We start from the raw sequence: 17,092 nt of genomic DNA on the forward strand, positions 1-17,092 counted from the left end.
TGGACTGCGACGCTGGGGCACTATGACGGAGTGATCGAGCGAGCCGACCAGCTCGTGCTGGAATTCGTGAGCCGGGTGGCCGACGCCGCCCACGGCCGGATGCGCCCCGAGGAACGCCTCGATTACGTCCGGCGGGTACGCGAACGGGTCGACCAAGAGCGCAAAGGCGACGAGAACCCCAAATCGGTCGCCCGCCTCCTGGCCCGTTTCGGCACCCCGCAGGACATGGTCGAACGCGAGGTCCGCCGCTTACGCGGCGAACTCCCCCCTGAGCCCCCGGCCGAGCAGACACGCCCGATGAGCGCCCTGCGCCGGTCGTTCCCACCCCGCCCAGACCTTCCCCGCCTGGGCCGGCCGGGTTCGGGAGGCCTGTCGCGTCCGGGCAGGCCGGGCACGGGGCAATCGAGATCAGGCGCAGCGGGTTCGGGTCCCTCGGGTTCGGGCCGGCCAGGTTCCAGCCAGCCAGGTTCCAGCCAGCCGGGTTCCAGTCGGTCGGGGGCGGGATCAGCGGGGCTGGGCCCGCCGCGACCCGGTCTGCCGCACTCGGGTCAGCCGCACTCGGGTCAGCCGCACTCGGGTCAGCCGCGATCGGAGCTGCCGCAGCCGATCGTGATCAGTCCCACCCGCCGGGCCTGGAGGGCGGGGGCGCCGGGTGGTCGGTTGGTGCCGCGGTGGCGGCGGAGGCCGACGCCCGACGCGTGGTCGATCTTGCATGGGCGGCCCCGGGAGGTCGCGGCGCTGGTGTTGCTCGCGCTGGCCGCGTTGCTGGTGCCCTTCCGGTTTCCGGTCGTGCTGATCTTCCCCGTCCCGGGGATCGTGTGGGCCCTTGGGGCGGTCGTCACGCTGTCGTGTCAGGGGTGGAACATGCCCGACCGGCTGGCCGGTCTGGGGGCGCCCGCGCTGGCCTGGATCTTCGGCGGCGGGATCCTCGCCCTGACCGGCCCGGAGCGGACCTCCGTCGAAGGGCTGCTAGCGCGCTTCAACGAGGTCGCCGGCATCGCGTTCATCATCGGCACCGCCGTCGGCCTCACGTGGCTGCTCTACCGCCTCTTCGACCCACCCGTCTCCACACACGCCCGGCGGTAGCAGCCCGAGCGCCAGCCTGATCCACGCCGACACGAAGCGGTCGGTGGCCACCCGGCCGGGCGCCTCTCCGGTGGTGTACTCGATCAGGCGGTAGTTGATGATCGAGCCGCCCAGCACCGAGCCGACCCCGGCCCAGTCGACCTGGGCGTCGAGGTATTCGGGCTGGCAGGCGAACCACTCGGTGAGCGCGTCGAACATGGGCTGCAGCAGGCCCTCGGTGACCACCGCGACCAGGTCGGGGAACTGCGACAGGTCGCGGAAGAAGACTTGGGCGAGCAGGCGTTCCTCGTCCATCTTGCCGAGCCCGGCGCGGCACATCGCGGCCAGCCTGACCTCGATCGGCTCGGTCTGGGCGACGTCGAGCGTTATCTCGTTCCGCGACGCCCGGTCGGCGACGGCGGCCGCCAGGACCTCGTACTTGGACTTGAAGTGCCGGTAGAGGCCCCCGGCGCCGGGGGACAGGCCGGCGGCGGCCTCGATCTCGGCCACCGAGGTCGCGTTGTAGCCGCGCTCGGCGAACAGCCGTAGCGCCTCCTCGATGATGCGACCCCGTGTGCTCATCTGTACCTCCCGCGAGGGACAGCGTAGACCGCCCAGCTTTAAAAGGAAGATCCACTTCGCGGGGGATCGCGCACTTTGGCATCCTTGATCCGTGCACAGCATGGGGATCAACGTCGGTTTCGACCTCGACCTGACGCTCGCCGACACACGCGCGGCGATCGCGGCCGTCTACGAGGCGATGCTGCCGTCGCTCCAGACCCCCATCGACGTCGCCGTCGCGGTGTCGCGGATCGGCTGGCCCCTGGAAGACGAGCTGGCCCAATGGCTGCCGGCCGACGAGATCCCGGCCGCGGTCGCGCTCTACCGCTCCCTCTATCCGGGCATCGCGCTGCCCGCCACCGTCGCCATGCCCGGCGCCCACGAGGCTCTGGCGGCCGTCCGCCGCGCCGGGGGCCGGATCATCGTGGTCACCGGGAAGAACCCGCGCGACGCCCGGCGCACGGTCGACGCCCTCGGGCTCGACGTCGACGAGATCGCCGGATCGGTCTTCGGCGCCGACAAGGGCGCCGCCATCGCCGCCTTCGGGGCGGCGGTCTACGTGGGCGACCACGTGGCCGACGTCGAGGCGGCCCGCGCGGGCGGGGCGATCAGCGTGGCCGTGGCGACGGGCGGCTGCACCCCCGCGCAACTGGCCGAGCGGGGCGCCGACGTGGTCGTCGCCGACCTCACCGAGTTCGTCTCCTGGTACACCACCGGGACGTCGATTCCCGCGTAATTTGACGGGCTTTCGGCGGTCACCCGGGAGCCCTAGTGGGCATAACCTACATCCATTCCCTTCCACGACAGTTTGAACGAGGTCACTCCTGTGCCCAGCGGCAAGGTCAAGTGGTACGACGAAACCAAGGGTTTCGGTTTCCTCACCCGTGACGACGGCGGTGAGGTCTTCGTGCATTCATCCGCGCTGCCCAAAGGCGTGGAAGCCCTCAAGCCCGGCCAGAAAGTCGAGTTCGGGGTCGCCGAGGGGCGGCGCGGCCAGCAGGCGCTGTCGGTCAGGGTGCTGGAGCAGCCCCCGACCCTGGCGAAGGCGCCGCGTCCGAAGGGGAAGCGCAAAAAGCCCGACGAAATGGTCGTCATCGTCGAAGACCTGATCAAACTGCTCGACGAACTGTCGACCTCGTCCTACCAGAAGGGCAAACTCCCCGAGCCCGTCCACGCGAAGAAGGTCGCAACCGTGATTCGCGCAATTGCGGACGACATTGACGCCTAAAAGGGATTTGTCAGTGGTTTCGTGTCCCCTGCGGCCGGTGGCTGAGCCACCGGCCGCAATGGCACGGTGACCGCCGTCGACGCGCTCATGACCTTCCGCTGACGGCGCGTGACCAGCAGCCAGACCAGCGAGACCGCCAGCAGGGTCGCCATCACCGCCAGCCCGGCCGTGCCCTGCGCGAACAGCGACAACATGAGTCCGATCAGGCCGCCGAACACCCAGGCGATCTGGAGCAGCGCCTCGACCACTCCGAACGTCGACGACCTGACCTCCTCGCCGATCTCCCGCTGGATGATCGCGTCGAGCGCGAGCTTGCCCAGACCCTGCGCGAACGCACCGATGAGGGCGACCGCGACGGCCGTCCAGAGACTGAAGAAGAACGTCGCCACGAGCGTGGTGAGCGTGGTCAGCGCGAGCGTCGTCAGCACGATCAGGTGCGGCGAGTAGGACTTCACCCACGACGCCACCGCCGCGCCGAACAGGCCGCCGCCTCCGGCCGCCGCGGCGAGCAGGCCGAGAGTGATCTCCGGCGCCAGCCCCGGCAGGTGTTCGTCCTGGACCAGGAACAGCAGGAAGAAGACGAGGAAACCGGCCTGGAGCCGGATCGCCGCGTTGGCCCGCATCGACTCGGCCACGATCGGCCCGACGTTCAGCAGGGCCCGTACGCCCGGCGGCTTCGCCGTCTCCTCCTCGTCGGGGGAGTCGACGTGGCGGGGCAGCCTTATCGACACCACCCCGGCCACCAGGAACAGCACCATCGCGATCCGCAGCACCCATTCGGCGCCCAGCCAGGCCACCAGGCCGGCCCCGAGCCCGGCCGCGCCGCCGGCGGCGACCAGCGCGAACAGGGCCACCCGGGCGTTGGCGGTGACCAGCCCTATGTCGGCCGGCAGCACGCTCGGCATGATCGCCGCCCGGGACACGTTGTAGGCCTTCGACAGCACCAGCACCGCCAGGGCCGCCGGGAAGAGCGAGAGCGTGTCGCCGTAGACGACGCTGGAGGCCATGCCCCAGCAGAGCAGGCCGCGCGCGAACAGGGTGCCGGCGATGACGTAGCGGCGGCCCGACCGGAAGCGGTCGAGCACCGGGCCGACGAAGGGGGCGACGACGGTGAAGGGCACCATCGTCACGAGCAGATAGAGGGCCACCTGGCCGCGCGCCTGCCCGACGGGCATGCCGAAGAACAGCGCCCCCGCCAGTGAGACCGTGATGAACGCGTCGCCCGCGCTGTGGACGGCGGTGACCTCGATGAGACGGCCGAGGCCGGTCCGGTCGGCGCCCTTCGCGTGGGTCAGCCGCCGGCTGGCCCGCCCGACACTGCCGGCGCCCCGGCCGATCGACCGGCCGGTCCGTGCGGTCGCGGACATGATCGCGCGGCCCGCGTCACGGACCTTGCCCCAGGCACCCGCCACCCCATCCGCTCCTCTCGTGTCGAATTTCCAGTCTTACCGACGCACTCGGGTGCTGTCCGCTCTCGAGGAGGGTGAAAATCGCTCCTCAGGTAGGTGAAAATGGAGTGTGAGCCGTACCCGCGTGAGAACCCCCGCCGCTGACCAGGCCTGCGCCGCCGCCGTCGACCTGGCTCGTTCTGCGGCCGAGGGGATCGCCAGGCCGGGTGAGGTCGGCGAACACCTGGGTTTCGACGCGGAGGGCGACCGGGTGGTCACCCACTATTTCGCCTGCCTCGATCGAGCATACGAGGGCTGGCGCTGGGCGATCACAGTGGCCCGTGCTTCGCGTGCGAAGGCCGTCACCGTCAGTGAGACCGTGCTGCTGCCCGGCAAGGGCGCCCTGCTGGCGCCGACCTGGGTGCCGTGGAGCCGCCGTCTGCGCCCCGGTGACCTGGGGCCCGGCGACCTGCTGCCGGCCGAGGCCGACGACGACCGGCTCGCGCCCGGCTTCACCGCCGAGGCCGAGGCCGACGACGAGACCGACCACCAGATGCTCTTCGAATACGGCCTCGGCCGGGCCCGGGTCCTGTCGGCCATCGGCCGCGACCTGGCGGTCAACCGCTGGCACAGCGGCGAATCCGGCCCCGATTCGCCGCTCGCGACGGCGGCCCCCGCCCAGTGCTCCACCTGTGGTTTCTACTGGCCTCTCGCCGGTGCGCTGCGCCTGGGCTTCGGAGTGTGCGCCAACGAGTTCGCCCCCGACGACGGTAAGGTCGTCGCCGCCGACCACGGCTGCGGCGCCCATTCCGAGGCGGCCCCGGCGCCGTCGGCGGCGGGCGAGGCTCCACAGCCGATCCTCGACGACCTGGGCTACGACCCCATGCCGGAAGGCTGACCTCCCTTTAATCCCGGAAGCGTGTGATGAACGACTTCTTCGGCACCACCCGCATGCGTGAGAACGTCCTCGCCGCCTGGACGGCCTCGCCCGCCCGGTTCCGCGAGGACGCCAATGCCGAGGAGGATTTCGCCCTCGGCGGCTACCGCGACCGCCTGATCGTCGAACTGGCCCAGAACGCGGCCGACGCCGCGCAGAGCGCCGGGGTGCCGGGCCGGCTGCGGCTGACCCTGCGCGAGGGCGTGCTCGAGGCCGCCAACACCGGCGCCCCGCTCGACGCCGCCGGGGTCGAGGGCCTCTCGACGCTCCGGGTCTCCGGCAAGCGCGACGAGGCCGGTGCGGCCGGGCGGTTCGGCGTCGGCTTCGCGGCCGTCGTCTCGGTCAGCGACGACCCCGCCATCGCCTCCCGGGCGACCGGCGGGGTGCGCTGGTCGCGCGCCCTGACCACCGACCTGGTCGCCGCGATCCCCTCACTGGAGAACGAACTGGCCGGGCGTGAGGGCCACGTGCCGCTGCTGCGGCTGCCGTTCCCGGCCGAGCTGACGGTCCCCGAGGGCTTCGACTCGGTCGTACGCCTGCCCCTGCGCAACGCCGCGGCCGAAGACGCCGTCCGGCGGATGCTCGAGGAGACCAGCCCGGCGCTGCCGCTGGTCATGCCCGCGCTGTCGGCCATCGACATCGAGGTCGACGGGGTCTGGCGCAGCGTGACCGCCGCCGGGTGGCACGTCGTCGAGGCGTCGGGCGAGTTCACGCCCGAGCAGGTGGGCGACCTGTTCGCCGACCGGCCGACCGAAGAGCGGGCCCGTCCGTTCTGGCAGGTGCGCTGGGCCGTCCCGATCGCCGGGGCGGTGGCCCACGGGCAGGCGCGTGCGTGGGGCGACCAGGCCCGGCGCGACGGCGAGGCGTTGCCGCTGCCGAAAGACGTGCCGTCGGCGGTGCACGCGCCGACGCCCTCCGACGAGCCGCTCGACCTGCCCGCCCTGCTGATCGCCACGTTCCCGCTGGCCACCGACCGGCGTCACGTCGCGACGGGCCCGCTGACCGACTTCCTGGTGCGCCGCTCGGCCGAGGTCTACTGCGACCTGCTGCGGTCGCTGCCGCGTACGCCCCGGCTGCTCGACCTGGTGCCCCAGGTGCTGGCGAAGGGCGAGCTCGACGCGGCGATCCGGAGCGAGATCCTCGCCCTGCTGCCCGACCTGCCGCTGCTGCCCGCGATCTCGGCGCCCGAGGAGCCCGCTGGGCGCTACGCCGAGGTCGTCAACGCCCGGCGCGCGGCCGACGGGCTGGCGCCGCTCTCCTTCGCCGCGGACGACGAGCTGGTCATCGCCGGGCGCGACGCCCGGGTGGTGGCCGGGGCCGGCGAGTTCCTGACGATGATCGCCGACATGGTGCCGGGCCTGCTCCCGGCCGGGTGGCCGGTGCGCCACCACGCGCTGCCGGGCCTCGGCATCCGCAAGGTCGAGCTGGCCGACGTGATCGACATGCTCACCGGCGACGCCGTGAAGGACCGTGAGCCGGCCTGGTGGCGGGCGCTCTACCAGGTGCTCCCGGCCGACGACCTCGAAGCGGTCGGGGCCGTGGCGGTGCCGCTGGCCGACGGGCGGCTGGTCCGGGGCGCCCGGGGCACGCTCATCATGACCGACGGCGAGAAGGCGCTCGACGCGGCGCTGCTGGCGCCGCTGGGCCTGCGGATCGTCCACCACGACGCCGCCCACCCGCTGCTGCTGCGGCTGGGCGCGGCCGAGGCGACGCCGCGCACCGTCCTCGACGACCCGCTCACCCACGCGGCCGTCACCGAGTCGGCCGGGTCGGCCGACCCCGAGCCGGTCGCGCAGGCGGTGCTGGCCCTGGTCGACGCCGCCGGGCTGACCGCCGGTGAGGCGCCCTGGCTGGCCGCGCTGGCGCTGCGCGGCGCCGACGGCGAGGTCTACGCCGCCGGCGACCTGCTGCTCGAAGGCGGCGACCTGGCCAGGCTGATCGACCAGGAGGCCCCGTTCGCGGCGCCCGACCTGGTGGAGAAGTTCGGTTCCCGGGTGCTGGCCGCCGCCGGCGTGCTCGACGGGTTCGCCGTGGTCAACGACGCCGACGTGGTGCTCGACCCCGACGACTGCGACCACGACCTCGACCGTGAAGACGAGTGGCTCGACGCCGTCCTCGACCTGCTGCCCGAGCTCGACGTGCCGCCCGTGGCGCGCGAGTTCACCGCCATCCGCGACCTCGAATACGTCGCCGACTGGGCCGCCGCCCTGCCGCTGCTGGCCCGGCCGCCGCTGCGCGCCGCCCTGCAGCCGATGCGGGTGGTCGCGGGCGGCGAGGTCCACGAGGTGCCCTCCTACACCGGCTGGTGGCTGGCGCACCACCCCGTGATCGACGGGAAACCGCCGACCTCCCTGCGGCTGCCGTCGGCCGACCCCCTGCTCTTCGGCCTGTACGCCGACGCGCCCCCCGTCGCCGACGAGGCCGCCCTCACGATGATCGGGGTCCGCTCCACCCTGGCCGACCTGCTCGCCTCGCACGGCGGCCCCGAAGAGCTCCTCGACCTGATGGCCGACGCCGCGCGGCCCGTCGACCGGGCCCAGCTCCGCGCCCTGTGGAAGGCGCTGGCCGAGGTCAGCCCCGAACGGGTCAGCCCTCCGGCGGCGGTCCGGGCGGTGCAGAACGGCGAGATCGTGGTCGCCGACGTCGACGGCGAGCTCGAACCGGTGGTCGTCGAGGCCCCCGACCTGCTCGCCCTGGTGGCCGACCGGCCGCTCGTGCTGGTCGGCTTCGACCAGGCCGAGGCGCTGTCGGAGGTGCTCGACCTGCCGCTGGTCGGCGAGGTCGTCACCGGCGACGTCACGTCGTCGGGGGAGGAGACCCCCGTGCCCCCTCAGGTGCGCAGGCTGCTGCCGGGGGCGCCCAGTTCGTACACGCGGCATGAGGAGCTGCTCGTCGACGGCAGGCCGGTGCCGTGGCGGTTCTTCGAGGGCCGGGTGCACGCGTCCGGCGTCGAGGGGCTGGCGCGCGGGCTCGCGTGGGCGGCGGGGCAGTGGGGCGACCGGCTCGCGGTCGAGGCGCTGCTGCGCGATCCCGGCCGGGTTCCGCTCCTGCTGGCGGAGGCCGACCTCGACGGCTGAAACACTGCCAGGGTGGAACGTCACCTGATCAGTCACATCGCGCACACCGACCACCCGATCGCCGCTCCGGTGAGCGGTCAGACGGTCACGCGCATCCTGCGCCGGGCCAAGCTCGGCGCCCAGCCGCGCGTCCTCGACATCGGCTGCGGCCACGGCGTCTGGACGCTCCGCGCCCTGGCCATGCACGAGGACGCGACCGCCGACGCGGTCGACGTGCATCGCGAGGGCCTGGAGTCGTGCCGGATCATGGCCGAGCGGCAGGGCCTCGACCACCAGCTCACCCTGCACCACACGCCGGCCGCCGACTACAAGAACGGCCTCTACGACCTGGTCATGTGCGTCGGCGCGACGCACGCCTACGGCGGCCTGGTCGAGACCGCCAACGCGCTCAAGGAGCACCTCAAGCCGGGCGGCCTGGCGCTGATCGGAGAGGGCTTCTGGGAGGTCCCGCCGAACGCCGAGACGCTGATCACGCTGGGCGCCGAACCGGGGGAGTACGCCGACCTGGCCGGCACCGTCGAGCGGGCCGAGAGCGCGGGCTACGCGACCGTCTACGCCTACACGAGCGAACTGTCCGAGTGGGACGACTACGAGTGGTCGTGGACCGGCAGCCTGCTGCGCTGGGCGGTCGACCACCCCGGCCCCGACGGCGACACGGCGCGGGCGGCGGCGCTGGCCCACCGCGACATGTGGCTCAAGGGCTACCGGGGGGTGCTGGGCTTTGTGACGCTTCTGCTGAAGCGGACGAGCTGACCTTGCGGTCGCGCCGGCGGACGAACCAGAGCCCGAAGAAGCCCATGCCGATCCCGGCCACGCAGGTCCAGGCGTACCAGCCCTGGTCGGGCCGGACGATCAGCATGACGATGAGGGCGATCGCCCACAGGACGATGCCGACCGTGATCGTGGCGGAGTCGTTGGTCTTGAGGGGCTCTGGATCGGGCCGCCGCTGTCGGGTCACCCTGTCAGCCTAAATCCGGCAGGTCACAACTGGCTCAGGTGAGGTTCGACGCGGGTCGCGTACGAAACCGCAACGAAAAAGTCACGTCGGCGACCTAGGTCTTTTCCCTGGTGGTAAGGGGTGTCACTCTGCGCACGTGAGTGATGTCAAAACCCCCCAAAGCAGCAGTTTCCTCGACACCTATTTCAAGATTTCGGCTCGGGGTTCGTCGGTCGGCGCTGAGGTCCGTGGTGGTCTGGCCACGTTCTTCACGATGGCCTACATCGTCGTGCTCAACCCGATCATCCTGGGCTTCGTCCAGGACGCCGACGGCCAGTTCCTCGGCGACGGGTCCGCTCCCAACCTCTCGCTGATCGCCGTCGCGACGGCGCTGGTGGCCGGCCTGCTGACCATTCTGATGGGCGTGGTGGCGAACGTGCCCTTCGCCCTGGCGGCGGGCCTGGGCATCAACGCGTTGGTCGCCTACAGCATCGCCTCCGAGGTGTCCTGGGAGGACGCCATGGGCCTGGTGGTCCTCGAAGGCCTGGTCATCCTGGTGCTGGTGCTGACCGGGTTCCGGACGGCCGTCTTCCACGCCATCCCGGCGAGCCTGAAGACCGCGATCTCGGTGGGCATCGGCCTGTTCATCGCGCTCATCGGCTTCGTGGACGCCGGATTCGTGCGCAAGACGGCCGCCCCGGCGCCGCCCCTGGAGCTGGGCATCGGCGGCGGGCTGACCAGCTGGCCGATCCTGGTGTTCGTGGTCGGCCTGCTCGGCACCGTCCTGCTGGTGGCGCGGAAGGTGAAGGGCGCGATCCTGATCGGCATCGTCGGCGCGACGATCTTCGCGATCATCGTCCAGGCGATCGGGAACATTGGCCCGGCCGTCGACGGCGACAAGACCAACCCGCAGGGCTTCGGCCTCAACGTGCCCGCGCTGCCGGGGCTCGACCAGATCTTCGCGCTGCCCGACTTCTCGCTGATCGGCCAGTTCAGCCTGTTCGGGGCGTTCACCAAGCTGTCGGTCGTGCTGGCCGTGCTGCTGGTGTTCACGCTGCTGATCACCGACTTCTTCGACACGATGGGCACCATCGTGGGCGTCGGCAAGCAGGCGAACCTGGTGCAGGACGACGGCACGCTGCCGAAGACCAAGGAGATCCTGCTGGTCGACTCGATCGCGGCCGCCGCCGGCGGCGCCGCGTCGGTGTCGTCGAACACGACCTACATCGAGTCGGCCTCGGGCGTCGGCGAGGGCGCGCGGACCGGGCTCGCCTCGGTGGTGACCGGTCTGCTGTTCCTCGCGTCGATGTTCCTCGCGCCGCTGGTCAACATCATCCCGTACGAGGCCGCGGCGCCCGCGCTGGTGGTGGTCGGCTTCCTGATGATGACCTCGATCCGGGAGATCGACTTCACCGACCTGGAGATCGCGATCCCGGCGTTCTTCACGATCGTGCTGATGCCGTTCACCTACTCGATCGCCAACGGCATCGGGGCCGGGTTCATCACGTATGTGCTGATCAAGGCGGTGAAGGGGAAGACGTCCGAGGTGCACCCGCTCATGTGGCTGGTGGCGGTGCTGTTCACGATCTACTTCGCGCTCGGCCCGATCAAGATCCTCTTCGGCTTCTGAAACTTTCAACTATTTGCCGATAGATTGCCGGATCTCCGCAGGACTCCCCACGTCGCACGGATAGCGCATTGACCGTGTTTTACGGCCAATTCTAGCCTTCCGTGCGACACGGGAGTTACCGAAAGGTTTCGGAACAGGAGATCCAGTGCGTACCTTCACATGGCGTTCCCTGGCGGCGGCGGCCTGCGCCCTCGCCTCGGCCGCCGCGACGGTGCTCGTCGCCACGCCGGCCTCGGCCGACGCGGCGTTGCGCGTGCACGCCCAAGCGCGCGGCAAGTTCATCGGCACCGCGCTCGCCACCTCGCCGCTCGCCAACGAGACGGCGTACCGGAACATCGCGGCCGGTGAGTTCAACCAGATCACCGCCGAGAACGCGATGAAGTGGAGCGACACCGAGCCGAACGACAACCAGTACACGTTCTCGGGCGCCGACCAGATCGTCAACTTCGCCACCGCGAACAACCAGCAGGTGCACGGTCACACCCTCGTCTGGCACAACCAGACGCCGGGCTGGGTGCAGGGCCTGTCGGCCACCAACATGCGCGCCGCGATGAACGAGCACATCGCGACGGTGGTGGGCCGTTACGCCAACAACCCCACGGTCGTCTCGTGGGACGTGGTGAACGAGGTCTTCGAGGAGAACGGCAGCTTCCGTTCGTCCTTCTGGTACAACACGCTGGGCTCCGGCTTCATCGCCGACGCCTTCCGCGCCGCCCGCGCCGCCGACCCCGACGCGCGGCTGTGCATCAACGACTACAACGTCGAGGGCATCAACGCGAAGAGCACCGCGATGTACAACCTGGTCTCGCAGCTCCGCTCGCAGAACGTGCCGGTGGACTGCGTGGGCTTCCAGTCGCACCTCTCCACCCAGTACGGCTTCCCGAACGACCTCCAGCAGAACCTGCAGCGCTTCGCCAACCTCGGCGTCCAGGTCAGGATCACCGAGCTCGACGTCCGCATCCAGGGCTCGCGCACCTCGGCCAAGGACACCCAGCAGGCGACCTACTACACCAACGTGGTGAACGCCTGCCTCGCGGTCACGGCCTGCGCCGGCGTGACCATCTGGGGCTTCACCGACAAGTACTCGTGGGTCCCGGACACCTTCCCGGGTGAGGGCTTCGCGCTGATCTACGACAACAACTACTCGCAGAAGCCGTCGTACACGGCGGTCCACAACGCCCTCGACAACGGCACCCCGAACGACACCACGGCACCTTCGACACCGGGCGCCCCGACCGCGTCCAGCGTCACCTCCTCGGGCGCCACCCTGTCGTGGACCGCGTCGACCGACACGGGCGGCTCGGGTCTGGCCGGTTACAACGTCTACAACTCCTCCGGTACGCAGATCGCGACCTCCACCACCAACTCGGTGACCCTGACCGGGCTGTCGGCCAACACGGCCTACACGGTCTACGTCCGGGCGCGTGACGGGGCGGGCAACCTGTCGGGGAACTCGACCTCGGTCACCTTCACCACCACGGGCGGCAGCAGCGACACCACCGCCCCCACCACCCCCGGCACCCCCACGGCTTCCAGCATCACCTCGTCGGGCGCCACGCTGTCGTGGACGGCGTCGACCGACTCGGGCGGCTCGGGTCTGGCCGGTTACAACGTCTACAACTCCTCCGGTACGCAGATCGCGACGTCCACGACGAACTCGGTGGCCCTGACCGGGCTGTCGGCCAACACGGCCTACACGGTCTACGTCCGGGCGCGTGACGGGGCGGGCAACCTGTCGGGGAACTCGACCTCGGTCACCTTCACCACCACGGGCGGCAGCTCCGGCGGCTGCAGCGCCACCGGCACCATCCAGACCCAGTGGGGCGGCGGTTACGTCGTGCAGCCGGTGACCGTGACCAACGGCAGCTCGTCGCGCACCTCGTGGACGGTGACCTTCACCCTGCCCTCCGGCCACTCCATCGTCGGCTCCTGGAACGCCGTCCTCACGGTGTCCGGGAACACGGTGACGGCGCGCAACGCCGCCTACAACGGCAACCTCGGCTCCGGCGCGAGCACGACGTTCGGCTTCCAGGTGGCGCGTCCGACCGGCGACACCTCGACGGCGTCGGGTTACACCTGCGCCTGATGCTCGATTCTTGACCCGGGCACGGTCTCCTTCGGGGGCCGTGCCCGGCCTTTTCGGGGAAGGTATCCCTGAGCAGGAATGCCAAGGTGTGCCATATAGTTAGCAAAGGTAATGACTCATGCTAACGAATCCTCAGAACACGGATCCGGCTGCGAACCTGCGCAGCGACGCCGGTCTGGCGTCCGCGCTGCGCGTGTCGCTGGCCCGGCTGACCCGTCGCCTGCGCAAGCAGGCCGTGGGTCACATCCTGACGCCCACGCAGCTCGCGGCCCTGGCCGCCGTCGAGCGGCACACCACGATGACCCCCGGCGAGCTGGCCGAGCACGAGAAGGTGCAGCCCCCCTCGATGACCAGGGTGGTCAGCCATCTGGAGGAACGCGGCCTGCTGGCCCGGTCCCCCCACCCCACCGACCGTCGTCAGGTGACCCTGTCGGTCACCCCGGCGGGCGCCGCCCTGCTGAAAGAGGAACGCCGCCGCAAGGAGGCCTGGCTGGCCCAGCGACTCGGCGAGCTGACACCGGAGGAGAAGGCGATCCTGCGTCGGGCCGCCCCCATCCTGGAAAAGCTCTCCCAAATGTGAGACGGCTGCGCAGCGCGGCCGATTTGGCGAAGTGGACGGGCGCTGGGGCGGTTCGGGAGCCCGGCCCAGCCTCCCTCGACGACGCCTCGGCGGCGGAGACGCCTGCTCCCGCGGCCGAGGCCGTTGGTGACAGGCCGGAGAAGTCCGGCATGTTCCGGTCGTTGCGGAACTTCAACTACCGGCTCTTCCTCTCCGGCAGCGTGGTCTCCAACGTCGGGACCTGGATGCAGCGCACCGCCCAGGACTGGCTCGTGCTGAGCCTGACCGGTGGGTCGGGCACCGCGCTCGGCATCACGGTGGCGCTCCAGTTCCTGCCGATCATGCTGTTCGGGATGTGGGGCGGCGTGCTCGCCGACCGCGTCCCGAAACGGCGCCTGCTGATGACCGCCCAGACGCTGATGGCGGCGCTCGCGCTGGCCATGGGTGTGCTGACCGTCACCGGGCAGGCCCAGGTCTGGCACGTCTACGTCATGGCCTTCACGCTCGGGCTGCTGGCCTGCGTCGAGGTGCCCACCCGGCAGTCGTTCGTGGTCGAGATGGTCGGCCGCGACGACCTCTCGAACGCCATCGCCCTCAACAGCTCCTCGTTCAACCTGGCCCGCGTGGTCGGCCCGGCCGTCGCCGGGCTCCTGATCAACTGGCTGGGCGGCACCGGCCCGCTGTTCCTGGTCAACGCCCTCACCTTCGCCTTCACCATCGGCGGCATGCTGCTGATGCGCACGGCCGAACTGCGCACCCCCGAGCCGGTCAAGCGCGGCAAGGGACAGGCCAGAGAAGGCGTCCGATACGTGATGGGCAAGCCCGAACTGCTGCTCCCGGTGCTCATGGTCGGCTTCGTCGCGGTCTTCGCGCAGAGCTTCACCACGTCGATCGCGCTGATGGCGACCGAGGTGTTCGACGCGGGGGCGTCGGCGTTCGGGATCGGCAGCAGCGCGTTCGCCATCGGGGCCGTCGTGGGGGCGCTCCTGGCGGCCCGCCGGGTCACCCCGTCGCGGCGGATGATGGTCGCCGCGGGCGTCGCCTTCGGGGCCGCCCAGATCGCGGCGGCGGTGACGCCGGCGTACTGGGCCTTCCTGATCGCACTCGTCCCGGCCGGCTTGGCGATGATCACCGTGCAGACCATGGCCAACTCGACCCTGCAGCTCGGGGCGTCCAGCGAGATGCGCGGACGGGTGATGGGGATCTACGTCCTGGTCTTCACCGCCGGGGCTCCGATCGGCGCCCCGCTGATCGGCTGGATCGCCGAAATGGCCGGTCCGCGGGTCGGGATCATGGTCTCCGGCCTGCTCAGCCTGACCGGGGTGGCGATGGCCGTGCTGATCACCCGACTGGTCGCGGCGCGTAAGGCGGTGGCCCTGAATGCGGCCACCGCGTCGATCGCGGTCTGAGGATGGTCAGCGGCACCCCATGGGCTTGGCTAGGCTCGACGCCGTGGACCGTCCCCGCCGCTGGCTGCTGCCGACCGTACTCGGCTTGCTGATGCTGCTCGTCGTCGTGGGCGCGCTTGTCTAAAGGCCGCGCCTTCGGCGCGGCGGCCGGGGCGCTCGTGGCTCAGCCTCTCTGCTCCCCGGCGGTGACCTGCCAGGGAGCAGGGGACCGATAACGGCATTCGCTCAAGTGCCTACGGCGCATCCGCTGTCCGGCCATAGGACCGGCCTATCGCGGCCGACGGTTCACGCACTCTCTCCGGCGCGATCTTCAGGCTTTCGCGTCATGGCCCATAGCTCAAAGTCACTGGTGTCACCATTGTCACCGGCTCTCAACCTCCCCAGGACCTCTTCCACGGTGGGCCGATCCAGACCCAGTACGTCGGCCAGACGCTCCTCGGTCCCTCCCGCCGCCATGAAGGCTCGGATCGCCCCACTGCGGATGCCCTGAAGACGAGGCGTAAGGCGACCCCCGCCCCACAGCACTGCCGCCCAATCACCAAGCGTCGGCGGAAGAGAGCCCGAATCGCGGAAGTTGACCCCGGTCCGAAGCATGGCCATAGCCCACAAGTGGCTGTCGAGGATTTCCGTCAGCTTGAGTGCGTCATCGCCGATACACCTGACTTCGGCCGCGGTCAGGCTAATGGTGATCTCCATGCCATCGTCACCCGGAGAAGTTCCGGACCGAGCTGAGACAGTCATTGCCACTCCCGGAAAAGAGCCAACCAGACTGAGATCGCCCTTCTCATGCTGCCGCATCGCTTCAGGTCGAGTCGCCGAATTGTTCTCACAGATGGCAACGCGGCCCCTGCCGGTTCGCGGGAGCGAACGAAACGGTCTCTTCCAGGAGATCCCTATGACACCGCCCGGTTGTAGCGTGGATTCACAAGCCGCAGTCCTCCTGGGAATCACCGTCGCCGTCTTGGCCCTCAGAACGCGGCCACCCGCGCCATTGGCGCGACTCTCACCGGCCATCCTGAAGGCATTCGCGCTCTGGCTTTCGCGCGGACGGCTCCACCTTGGCGTCCGGCAGTTATGACGGCACCGTGCCCCATGGCAGCACCGATAGAGGGTTACCGCCCGCGCCTGCGTGATCAATCCTGAAGCCCGGGCAAGCGGAGCCGTCACCGGAAGACCCTGGAAGTCCGGTGCGGCGAGCTGCCGCACCGGGCTTTCCTTTACCAGGCGTAGGCCTCGGGGGCGGTGCCGCCGGGGCCGGGGAAGATCTCGTCGATGCGGGCCAGGGCCTTGTCGTCGAACTTGATCTCCAGGGCGCGCAGGGAGCCGTTGAGCTGGTCGGCGGTGCGGGGGCCGATGATCGGGGCGGTGACGGCCTTCTGGTGGAGGAGCCAGGCGAGGCCCGCGTTGGCGGGGTCTTCGCCCAGGTCGTCGCAGAAGGCCTCCCACTGCTCGATCTGGGGGCGGACCTTCTCCAGGCTCTGGAGCATGTCCTCGGTGGCGCTGCGGCCCTTGTCGATCTTCCGCAGGACGCCGCCGAGCAGGCCGCCCGCCAGGGGGCTCCACGGGATGACGCCCAGGCCGTAGTCCTCGCACGCCGGGAGGACTTCGAGTTCGACCGAGCGCTCCAGCAAGTGGTACTTCGACTGCTCGCTGACCAGGCCGAGGAAGTTGCGGCGGCGGGCCGTCTCTTGAGCCTTGGCGATGTGCCAGCCGGCGAAGTTCGACGAGCCCACGTAAAGGATCTTGCCCTGCTGGCGCAGGACCTCCATAGCCTCCCAGAACTCATCGAAGGGGGTGTTCCGGTCGACGTGGTGGGCCTGGTAGACGTCGATGTAGTCGGTCTGCAGGCGCTTCAGTGAGGCGTCGCAGGCGCGGCGGATGTTCAGCGCCGAGAGGAACGTCTCGTTGGGCCAGTCGCCCATCGAACCGTAGAGCTTGGTGGCGATGACGGTCTTCTCGCGGCGGCCGCCACCCTGGGCGAACCACCGGCCGATGATCTGTTCGGTGACTCCCTCGCCCTTCACCCATCCGTAGACGTTGGCGGTGTCGAAGAAGTTGATGCCCAGCTCATGGGCGCGATCCATGATCGCGAAGGAGTCCTCCTCCGACGTCTGCGGGCCGAAGTTCATCGTGCCCAGGCAGAGCTTGCTGACCTTGAGTCCGGTACGACCGAGCTGCGCGTAGTCCATGCTTCCACCATAGGAACCTGGAGTGG

The 17,092-nt window shown here is 70.3% G+C and carries 15 protein-coding genes; 10 read left to right on the forward strand and 5 right to left on the reverse strand.

Annotation, left to right across the window (positions count from 1 at the left end; all coding sequences use genetic code 11):
- Window positions 1-30 precede the first annotated feature (30 nt).
- Window positions 31-1,086 (forward strand): hypothetical protein, encoded by a 1,056-nt coding sequence (locus tag FDA94_RS39470; RefSeq protein ID WP_170991144.1) that lies wholly within the window; start codon window positions 31-33, stop codon window positions 1,084-1,086.
- Here FDA94_RS39470 and FDA94_RS26975 read toward each other — a convergent pair.
- Window positions 970-1,647 carry a TetR/AcrR family transcriptional regulator gene (locus tag FDA94_RS26975; protein WP_137249881.1) on the reverse strand — a complete coding sequence of 226 codons (678 nt, stop codon included), beginning with the start codon at window positions 1,645-1,647 and terminating at the stop codon, window positions 970-972. The genes FDA94_RS39470 and FDA94_RS26975 overlap by 117 nt on opposite strands.
- Window positions 1,648-1,747: 100 nt before the next feature.
- Here FDA94_RS26975 and FDA94_RS26980 point away from each other — a divergent pair, with 100 nt between their 5' ends.
- Window positions 1,748-2,362, forward strand: coding sequence for an HAD family hydrolase (locus tag FDA94_RS26980; protein WP_137249950.1), 615 nt, complete (start codon window positions 1,748-1,750; stop codon window positions 2,360-2,362).
- A gap of 90 nt (window positions 2,363-2,452) precedes the next feature.
- Complete coding sequence (locus FDA94_RS26985; protein WP_062338697.1) at window positions 2,453-2,854, forward strand: cold-shock protein; 402 nt, start codon at window positions 2,453-2,455, stop codon at window positions 2,852-2,854.
- On the opposite strand, the gene FDA94_RS26990 is transcribed toward FDA94_RS26985, so the two are convergent.
- Complete coding sequence (locus tag FDA94_RS26990) at window positions 2,851-4,266, reverse strand: MFS transporter (protein ID WP_246060175.1); 1,416 nt, start codon at window positions 4,264-4,266, stop codon at window positions 2,851-2,853. The two genes, FDA94_RS26985 and FDA94_RS26990, sit on opposite strands and share 4 nt — an antisense overlap.
- 106 nt (window positions 4,267-4,372) lie before the next feature.
- Here FDA94_RS26990 and FDA94_RS26995 point away from each other — a divergent pair, with 106 nt between their 5' ends.
- Genes FDA94_RS26995 through FDA94_RS27005 form a run of 3 tightly spaced genes read left to right on the forward strand, consistent with a single transcriptional unit; the run spans window position 4,373 to window position 9,009 of the window.
- Entirely contained in the window at window positions 4,373-5,140 is a 768-nt protein-coding gene (locus FDA94_RS26995; RefSeq protein ID WP_137249882.1) for a DUF3027 domain-containing protein, read from the forward strand.
- Window positions 5,141-5,166: 26 nt separating this feature from the next.
- Complete coding sequence (locus tag FDA94_RS27000; RefSeq protein ID WP_137249883.1) at window positions 5,167-8,256, forward strand: sacsin N-terminal ATP-binding-like domain-containing protein; 3,090 nt, start codon at window positions 5,167-5,169, stop codon at window positions 8,254-8,256.
- Window positions 8,257-8,268: 12 nt separating this feature from the next.
- Window positions 8,269-9,009, forward strand: a complete 741-nt coding sequence (locus FDA94_RS27005) for an SAM-dependent methyltransferase (RefSeq protein WP_137249884.1) — start codon at window positions 8,269-8,271, stop codon at window positions 9,007-9,009.
- Here FDA94_RS27005 and FDA94_RS27010 read toward each other — a convergent pair.
- Entirely contained in the window at window positions 8,951-9,214 is a 264-nt protein-coding gene (locus FDA94_RS27010) for a DUF2530 domain-containing protein (RefSeq protein WP_137249885.1), read from the reverse strand. The genes FDA94_RS27005 and FDA94_RS27010 overlap by 59 nt on opposite strands.
- Before the next feature lie 136 nt (window positions 9,215-9,350).
- Here FDA94_RS27010 and FDA94_RS27015 point away from each other — a divergent pair, with 136 nt between their 5' ends.
- From FDA94_RS27015 to FDA94_RS27030, 4 genes are all read left to right on the forward strand, one after another.
- Window positions 9,351-10,823 carry an NCS2 family permease gene (locus FDA94_RS27015; RefSeq protein WP_137249886.1) on the forward strand — a complete coding sequence of 491 codons (1,473 nt, stop codon included), beginning with the start codon at window positions 9,351-9,353 and terminating at the stop codon, window positions 10,821-10,823.
- 145 nt (window positions 10,824-10,968) lie between these two features.
- Entirely contained in the window at window positions 10,969-12,909 is a 1,941-nt protein-coding gene (locus tag FDA94_RS27020) for an endo-1,4-beta-xylanase (RefSeq protein ID WP_246060176.1), read from the forward strand.
- A 118-nt stretch (window positions 12,910-13,027) separates the two neighbouring features.
- Window positions 13,028-13,489, forward strand: a complete 462-nt coding sequence (locus FDA94_RS27025; RefSeq protein ID WP_137249887.1) for a MarR family winged helix-turn-helix transcriptional regulator — start codon at window positions 13,028-13,030, stop codon at window positions 13,487-13,489.
- A gap of 149 nt (window positions 13,490-13,638) precedes the next feature.
- A complete protein-coding gene (locus tag FDA94_RS27030; RefSeq protein WP_137249888.1) occupies window positions 13,639-14,877 on the forward strand; it encodes an MFS transporter in 1,239 nt (412 codons plus the stop codon).
- A 285-nt stretch (window positions 14,878-15,162) separates the two neighbouring features.
- Here FDA94_RS27030 and FDA94_RS27035 read toward each other — a convergent pair whose 3' ends face one another.
- Window positions 15,163-15,573 (reverse strand): hypothetical protein, encoded by a 411-nt coding sequence (locus FDA94_RS27035; RefSeq protein WP_137249889.1) that lies wholly within the window; start codon window positions 15,571-15,573, stop codon window positions 15,163-15,165.
- 521 nt (window positions 15,574-16,094) lie between these two features.
- Window positions 16,095-17,066, reverse strand: a complete 972-nt coding sequence (locus tag FDA94_RS27040) for an aldo/keto reductase (RefSeq protein ID WP_137249890.1) — start codon at window positions 17,064-17,066, stop codon at window positions 16,095-16,097.
- Window positions 17,067-17,092: the final 26 nt, after the last annotated feature.

The organism is Herbidospora galbida, assembly GCF_005233835.1.
GTDB classification, from domain to species: Bacteria; Actinomycetota; Actinomycetes; order Streptosporangiales; family Streptosporangiaceae; genus Herbidospora; species Herbidospora galbida.